This is a genomic window from Moorena sp. SIO3B2, from assembly GCF_010692525.1.
GTDB lineage: Bacteria > Cyanobacteriota > Cyanobacteriia > Cyanobacteriales > Coleofasciculaceae > Moorena > Moorena producens.
The window spans coordinates 1-7272 of the sequence record NZ_JAAHHE010000305.1; the positions used below are offsets into that span (position 1 = coordinate 1).

Here is a 7272-nt window from a genome sequence, read left to right on the forward strand (position 1 = left end):
CTTTGTACAAAGATGGCCTTCCTTTGATGAAACGACTAATTCAAGCTCGTTGCTCTATTACTGCTCCTCCTACTCTTCCGATACCTCTCTAAACCTGACCAAACGTCTTTCCAAAAGAGCCACACCCAAATCAAATCCAGGAATGTTTGATTAACTATTGATAGTAGTTTTTTAGGTCAATCCTGATGAAATTAACTGACATTAGTGCTTCTTTAGTACTCCTGGGAGCGATCGCAGTTACTCCAGCTTATGGAGCCTCCGTATCATTCAGTCCGACTGGGTCACAATTAGACAAGGATGCCATCAATGACCTTCAAGTCAATGTTGATGACACCATTGATTTCTCTTTCGTGTTAGATACTAGCGGTCTCACCGCTAATTTACAATCATTAGACATTCTTGTACAACAAGATTCTACTGAGCTTGTTACTCTAGAAGGATTTAGGACAGATGCAGATCAAGCTGCCTTTTCAGAGTTTACATTCAGCCCAGTAGAAAACCCACCCTTGGGGATATCTACAGCACTTTTTCAACGTAGTGATTCAATTGGAGTTTCTCCAGACTCTATCCTAGAGATAGTTGGGACAACTGACCAAGTACTGCCTGGGTTTAAGAATGATGGATTGCCTGACTTAGTAGTTACCGTTACCTCGGCAATTGATGCTAATGGTATAGACGTAACCAGTCTATTTCAACCAGCTAGCCAAGGTCTTGATCTTCAGCCCGCCCCTGTTCCTGAAACCACATCAATTTTAGGTTTATTAGGATTAGCTGCTTTGGGGACTAGTTCATTATTAAAGAACTGTTCAAAACGGGTTTAATTGTTTCAGTAGTATTCATAGTTTCAGGTTTTGTGGATGTAAACATTTAGCTGTCAGCGGTCAGCCGTCAGTAGTCAGCCGTCAGTTTATTTTATTCAAAAGCTGTTCGGTGTAGCTTGGCCTAGGGCTAATGGCTGAACGCGATCGCGTGCGCGTAGCGCTTAAGCTGATAGCTGAACGCGATCGCGTGCGCGTAGCGCATTAGCTGATAGCTTACAATCACTCCCGACTCCCGACTCCCTCGGTGCGCTTACAGTCGTCGAATTAAATTCGCCACGGGTCGCACCGCTCCCGACTCCCTAGAATTAATTAGATGATGCTACGGATTTATTAGCAGCGTGAGCTTCTACCATCCGGGAAATATCAGGATTATAGAGTCGCAAATAATTCCAATAATTACCAAACACTGTTTTCACGTAACCTTTGGTTTCTCGAAAGGGGATTTTTTCAATAAAGGCGTCGGGGTCACTAAAACCGTATCTATTCACCCATTTGGAGACATTACCGGGACCAGCATTGTAACTGGCAACGGCTAATAAAGAGTTGTTACTGTTCTGTTGGTGGGTAAAGCTGAGATACCATGTCCCCAATTTAATGTTGTCATCAGGATTTTTAAGATTGTATTGTTTCAACTGGATTTTTTGGGCAACCCAACTACCTGTTCCTGGCATCACTTGCATTAAACCCATGGCACCAGCAACGGAACGGATTTCTGGTTCAAATCTAGACTCTTGGCGAATTAAGGCAGTTACTAGTAAGGGATTAAGCTGCCGTTGACCAGACCAGTTAAGAATTGAATTTTGGAAAGGGAAGGGAAATAGAGCATGCCAGTATTTTGGTTCGTCACGCAGTGCTGCCCATTCGGCTTTTTCTTGGGGAGTCTCTCGTCGTTTTAGGCTCCAGACTTGGTTAATGCCTTTGAGATTATCCCCAATCCCTAGGCGCAATACACCATCAGTAAATTGCTCCGAGACACTGAGTTCCTTGCGGTTTCCTAATTCCACTTGCCACAGAGCCCAAGCATCCTGATCTTGACCAAGTTGGTACAGTTCTTTTAGGGTTCCAGAACCGTCTTTTAGTAAGGGTCTAGCTTGGGGTCTGACAACTTTGGGCATTAAGTAGCGCACGGAGGTGAAGTCCCCTACATTCCAGCCTAAATAGTTGGCCGACCGCCATGCATAGTAGGATTCTGGATAACGAGCTAGTACATGTTCAAAGGCAGCTTTGGCATCATTAGGACGCCCGAGCTGACTTGCCCATCGACCTACCCAGAAGCCAGCTTGGGCAGCGATGTCACTATCAGGATTGTTGGTGGTAATCGGTTGCGCCCATTGCCATGCTTCTTGTAGCTGGCCTTTTGCTGCTTTTTTTTGAGCCATTTGCCAACGATAATTAGCCGCAGCATCAGAACTAGCATATTGGGTTAGTACCGACTTACGAGCTTGGCCAGCAGACACTTTGCTGTTGAGCTTTTCTAGGATTTTGGCTTTGTCGAGCAAGGCTTGAGGAGCTTCATCGGGATAATTCTGGATGACTTGATCCAGATAAGCTAAGGCTTCTGTTCGCTTAGAGATACTGGCAAGACGCCTTAAGGCTAATCCGGTTTCTTTGGCATTGGGATAGGCGCTGATTAACTGTTCATAAAAGATTTTGCCTTTGCTGGCTTTGGTATCTAAATGAAGTCCTCGACCTGCTCGGTAGAGATTGCGGGGAGTGCGGGGGGCTTGGGCGTAGGCTTTACCAGCTTTGCCATATTTCCAGGTTTCCCAGTAACCAGTGCCAATCATTTCCCAGTCTTCGGGGGTGAGTTGCTCAGGGTACTTGTCAACGATCCGGTCTCGGATCTCCTGCATTCCTAAGGCTTTAGGAGTGTGCTTGGCTAAGATTAATAGTAATGGGAGTTGGTTGGGATTGTTTTTGAGGCGCTGTCGGACAATTTCTAGAGTACGGGGATGGCTGGGATATTTTGCGATCGCATCGTCCCAGTACTTGGGATTAGATTTGCCTAGATGATAAAGGGCTTCTGCTGCAACTGCTTGGTTGGGGTACTTTTTCAGGATAGTTTGCCAAACTCCTGTAGCCGATTCCCTATCCCCCATGGCTTGGTAAGCTTGAGCACGTTTGAGGGCAACGTGGGATGCTAAAACCGGATAATCTGACTCAAGCCCTTCGAGATGCTTTAGGGCTTGTTCTGGCTGATTTTGTTGAATTAAATCCGATGCCAACAGATAACGGGCGCGATACTGTTCCCGAGACTTCGGACCTGAGGCAAAGGCATCTAGGTTAGTTGCTCGTTGTTGGGGTGGCAGAGAAACCAGCCGTGCTACAGCGGATTTGCCTGTTGACTCCGTTAACCCTTGGCTAGCAGTCTTGTTTTCCTCCTTTTCCTCTAGTTGATTTGCTACGGTGACACCTAAGAATACTGCTCCCAGGCACACTGATACCAATAACACTATGGCTCCAGCCAATAACCGAAATTGCTGTCTACGCTCTTTTAACATAAATCCTCACCCAACAAAGTTCAGCAGTTGAAAGTCTCTCAGCATATGACCCATAACCAGGGTAATCTGGTTTCCCTCTTGAGTTATGAACCATTATAAAAAGTTCTTGGCTACGAACCTGGAACCGAACTTAGTCAAAGTTGGTCAGATTTGGTCATAATTAACAGAGCACGAAGCCAGCAATAACTAGATAATTATAATAACTATTATGATAACTATATTTTTATCACCCTGATGAGGCACATTTTTCTTACCCTTAGCACGCTCTATTCCATATCTTAGAACTAGGTTACCTTTAAATTGTGACGATTTATGGTAAGATTGCCTATATTTTTGTTATTTCAGGAAACTGGCAAGATGCCAGTTCTACGCCTGATGCCAGTTTTACCAAGATACCTGTTCTACCTACCGGGTCAAACTGAACTTGAAAAGAAGTCATGGCTGACACCACCACAATTAATCAGATTCGATTCACCACTGCAGACCTAGATCTGTTAACAGACGACGGCCATAGATATGAAGTTATTGATGGAGACCTGCTTGTGACCAGATCCCCCCATTGGAATCACAACAAGGTGGTGGGAAGACTATATAGTGCCGTTGATTCCTGGTCTTTAAGTGATAAGGGTTATGGTGAAGCTGTTCTAGTTCCAGGTATTGTTTTTGACCAAGAAAATGCTGTGGAACCGGATGCTGTCTGGGTTTCCGACAAGAATCGCTTGCCAGAGATGCTTGATCAAGCAGGTCATTTAACCGAAGCGCCAGACCTGATCATAGAATCTTTATCACCAGGAAGTCAAAACGAGCGTCGTGACCGAGAAGTCAAACTGAAACTCTATTCAGTGCGCGGGGTTCGTGAATACTGGATTGTGGATTGGCGCACTACTAAAGTTGAGGTTTATCGACGAAAAAATGCCAAGCTTACCCTAGTCGAGACTCTGTTTCCTGGAGATATACTGCGATCGCATTTGCTTCCTGGTTTTGAGTTGCAGCTCCAGATTGTGTTTTTGTAACCATCCTAAACTACCCTATGCTATTTAATTATAGTTTATTTTGTCATTCTATAATACTATTTTTTTTAGCCAATACAGCTAAACTAAGGAATACTATTAATCCACCAATCAAAATACTCAGAGTAAACCAAGCCAAACCACCAGTTGGTTGGATAACTAATAAGGCTCCAATAAATTGAGCTAGCAAAATAAAATAGAGAACATTAGTAATAAAATTTCGAGAGCGATTGCTAATGAAATATGCTCCTAGGGGAGCACCTAAAATAACCACAGGGATGCCAACTAACCAGTAGTGAAATTCTTGAATTCCAAAATCATGAAGAAAGAAAAGATGCCAAACAAATCCTACAATACTATTTCCCGCCATGAGGCAGACGCTTGTAGGAGTAGCAACTTTTTCTGACAGGCGATATCGAATTGTCACCACTGAAAAAGTTAAAATGTCAATTCCACTTCCCACAATTGAAACTACTATTCCCCCTAGGAAGCCCAAAAAAATAAAAAGTTTTCTTTCTCCTGATGAAAGAGGTGGAAGTTTCTCGACAACTGAGCGAGATCTGTTCATATTTAAATAAAAAAGAGCTATGCCAAAACTTAACCATAGAGAAACAAAGAACATTTTGGCATAGGGAGGGGAAATCAGAGGAGCAATATAGTAACTTCCTAAAATAACTCCGCCAACTCCTCCCCAACTACATAATAATAAATAGTTTTTTTGAATGGGTATTTTTCTCGTCAAAATCAGATAGGTGGCTGAGGTCATGCCAATACTTTGAATCGCCAAACTGAAATTACGCGCTACTTCTGGTTCAATCTGAAAAATTAGGGTCATAATGGGGAAAGCAACAGCCCCACCTCCCTCCGCTGTAGCACCAGCGATAAAAGAGGCAAACATCATGGTCACGGACATGAACCAATTTTGGATAAATAAATCCCATTGATTGGTATGTACCATATAGGTTAGCCAGACAGTAAAAATTGCTGCCATTGGAGCTATTTGATGGGATTTAAAATTTAGATTTTTCATAAATAAAATTGTGATTATTTTATTATCGATCTAGCAGTTTTAAATTGGGTGAGGTACAAATTATTTGGTTTTAGGGAACAGGGAAGACAGATAAGAAACCCACCCCTAAGGCCTCCCAGGAGGGGAAGAGGGAGCAGGGAAAAAATCCTGTGTACCTCAGCTGCGAGCCATGGCGAATTTAATTATTAATGGGTAAAGGGCACCTAATAGTTAGGAAAAACGTTGCCAACAAAGCCTTATTTACAGACATAAAAAAATTGATTTTAAACGTCGATTTTAAATATCCTTTAATCAATGATATCACAATTACCATCCCACTCTTTGGGACAAAATATTTTTTATTTATTGATTCAGTTAATGTCTTGATAATTAGTGTAGACTATTGTTCAGCAATATTTGCAATTAAGTCAGTTTCAAGTTCTGGTAGCTCTTCTTGTAATGACTCTTGAATAATCTGATTCAAACGAGAGTTAAATATGTCTAATACTTCTGAAGTATAAATGTATTTTAGCAATAAATCCATGACCTATTCCTACTTAATAATAAGGGGTTTACAACTGGCTAATTAGGTTCACATTTGACTAATTAATTGCTATTAATTGAAGCTTCTGGGATAAAGTATTATGCTTTTTGAGAGTCCTAAGAGCGTGTTTAATAATCCAACTTGTTTCCTTGGTTGGAGATTCTTTTCGCCACCGCAAACAGGTATTGATTACCCAATCTGGAGTAGATTTGCTGGCATCATTCAACCAGTTACCAACCGAACGCTGCACATAATTACTGGGGTCTGAACGAACAAATTCTAATATGGTCAAACCTGGATCGGGGTTTTTCTTCAAAGTCGGAATATGTTTACACCAAACGCCACGAGGACGAGTAGCTTCTACCGCACAGCGTCGAATATTGGGGTCTTCATCTTTCACCCACTCTGTTAGTAACTCGAAGCTATAAGCTAAATCATCCACAAGATAAGAGCGAAGGGCATCCCAAGCGCATTCTCTGACAGAGAAACTACCATCAGTGGCGAACCTACGCATTATTTCTAACCTCTCGGGTAAGGATAAAGTCTCGTCAGCGGCTATACTAAAAGCAGCCCAAGCTCTAACCATGTCAGAAGTATGACTAGCCAACCTTTCAAAAATTTCTGTTCGGTTTTCTTCTTCTTCTAGAGCCTGAAAGAGTATTGTGCCAATGCCTTTTAGTCGCTTGGTAATGCCTTGGTCTTGAAGTTTCAAGCTCTGATCATACAAGTGATCAATTTGTTCTTCCCAACCTATTTCTGTAAGACTATTCCGAAGCAGAAAAGGCATATCAATGGCTAACCATTCGACGAGATTGACGGTCTCAATTTTTCCTTGATTGAGTGCCGATAAAACTTCATTAGGAATTTCAGAACGCTTCCTTGCTCCTTTTCTCGCTTTTAGCCTTTCAAGTTCAACTGTGTGCATAATAAACAGTTGCTTTTTTAATATCTTGCATCACAATAAAGTAGGGTGGGCAAAGTGCTATTATCTAGAATTATCAAAAAAAAATAAACTGTCTTTGCCCACCCTACAACCTTCCTATATCCAATAAGGTACAAATTGATCCCCCTAAATCCCCCTTAATAAGGGGGACTTTGAGGTTGAGGAGCGTACCTCATAACTGCGATAAACGCTATAAAGTAGGGTGGGCAAAGTGCTATTATCTAGAATTATCAAAAGAACCAAACGGTTTTTGCCCACCCGACAAGCTGACGGCTGACCGCTGAATGCTTAGAATAGAAAGTAGGGTGGGCAAAGTGCTATTATCTAGAATTATCAAAATAAATAAACGGTCTTTGCCCACCCTACAACCTTATCATTTTGATACCCGATGAATAATGCGATACACAATTAACCCAGCGATCACACCAACTACCACATGAAATA

General features: G+C 42.1%; 6 protein-coding genes. 2 read left to right on the forward strand and 4 right to left on the reverse strand.

Annotation, left to right across the window (positions count from 1 at the left end; genetic code table 11):
• The first annotated feature begins 185 nt into the window (after nt 1-185).
• Entirely contained in the window at nt 186-821 is a 636-nt protein-coding gene (locus F6K38_RS31955) for a hypothetical protein (RefSeq protein WP_008187290.1), read from the forward strand.
• A gap of 305 nt (nt 822-1126) precedes the next feature.
• Here F6K38_RS31955 and F6K38_RS31960 read toward each other — a convergent pair whose 3' ends face one another.
• Nucleotides 1127-3322: a lytic transglycosylase domain-containing protein gene (locus tag F6K38_RS31960; RefSeq protein WP_287251719.1), complete on the reverse strand. Its 2196-nt coding sequence runs from the start codon at nt 3320-3322 to the stop codon at nt 1127-1129.
• A 437-nt stretch (nt 3323-3759) separates the two neighbouring features.
• Between F6K38_RS31960 and F6K38_RS31965 the strand changes: the two genes are divergently transcribed.
• Nucleotides 3760-4335: a Uma2 family endonuclease gene (locus F6K38_RS31965; protein ID WP_287251717.1), complete on the forward strand. Its 576-nt coding sequence runs from the start codon at nt 3760-3762 to the stop codon at nt 4333-4335.
• Nucleotides 4336-4378: 43 nt separating this feature from the next.
• Here the strand turns inward: F6K38_RS31965 and F6K38_RS31970 are convergent, their stop codons facing one another.
• The 3 genes from F6K38_RS31970 to F6K38_RS31980 form a co-directional block, all read right to left on the reverse strand.
• Nucleotides 4379-5362 (reverse strand): sulfite exporter TauE/SafE family protein, encoded by a 984-nt coding sequence (locus tag F6K38_RS31970; protein WP_008187293.1) that lies wholly within the window; start codon nt 5360-5362, stop codon nt 4379-4381.
• Nucleotides 5363-5741: 379 nt separating this feature from the next.
• Nucleotides 5742-5885, reverse strand: a complete 144-nt coding sequence (locus tag F6K38_RS31975) for a hypothetical protein (RefSeq protein WP_008187296.1) — start codon at nt 5883-5885, stop codon at nt 5742-5744.
• 58 nt (nt 5886-5943) lie between these two features.
• A complete protein-coding gene (locus tag F6K38_RS31980; RefSeq protein ID WP_287359084.1) occupies nt 5944-6810 on the reverse strand; it encodes a DNA alkylation repair protein in 867 nt (288 codons plus the stop codon).
• Between the last annotated feature and the right edge of the window lie 462 nt (nt 6811-7272).

Excerpts from the sequence above, each read along its gene's own strand:
- F6K38_RS31955 (WP_008187290.1), top strand. The coding sequence starts at position 186 with ATGAAATTAACTGACATTAGTGCTTCTTTAGTACTCCTGGGAGCGATC.
- F6K38_RS31960 (WP_287251719.1), bottom strand. The coding sequence starts at position 3,322 with ATGTTAAAAGAGCGTAGACAGCAATTTCGGTTATTGGCTGGAGCCATA.
- F6K38_RS31965 (WP_287251717.1), top strand. The coding sequence starts at position 3,760 with ATGGCTGACACCACCACAATTAATCAGATTCGATTCACCACTGCAGAC.
- F6K38_RS31970 (WP_008187293.1), bottom strand. The coding sequence starts at position 5,362 with ATGAAAAATCTAAATTTTAAATCCCATCAAATAGCTCCAATGGCAGCA.
- F6K38_RS31975 (WP_008187296.1), bottom strand. The coding sequence starts at position 5,885 with ATGGATTTATTGCTAAAATACATTTATACTTCAGAAGTATTAGACATA.
- F6K38_RS31980 (WP_287359084.1), bottom strand. The coding sequence starts at position 6,810 with ATGCACACAGTTGAACTTGAAAGGCTAAAAGCGAGAAAAGGAGCAAGG.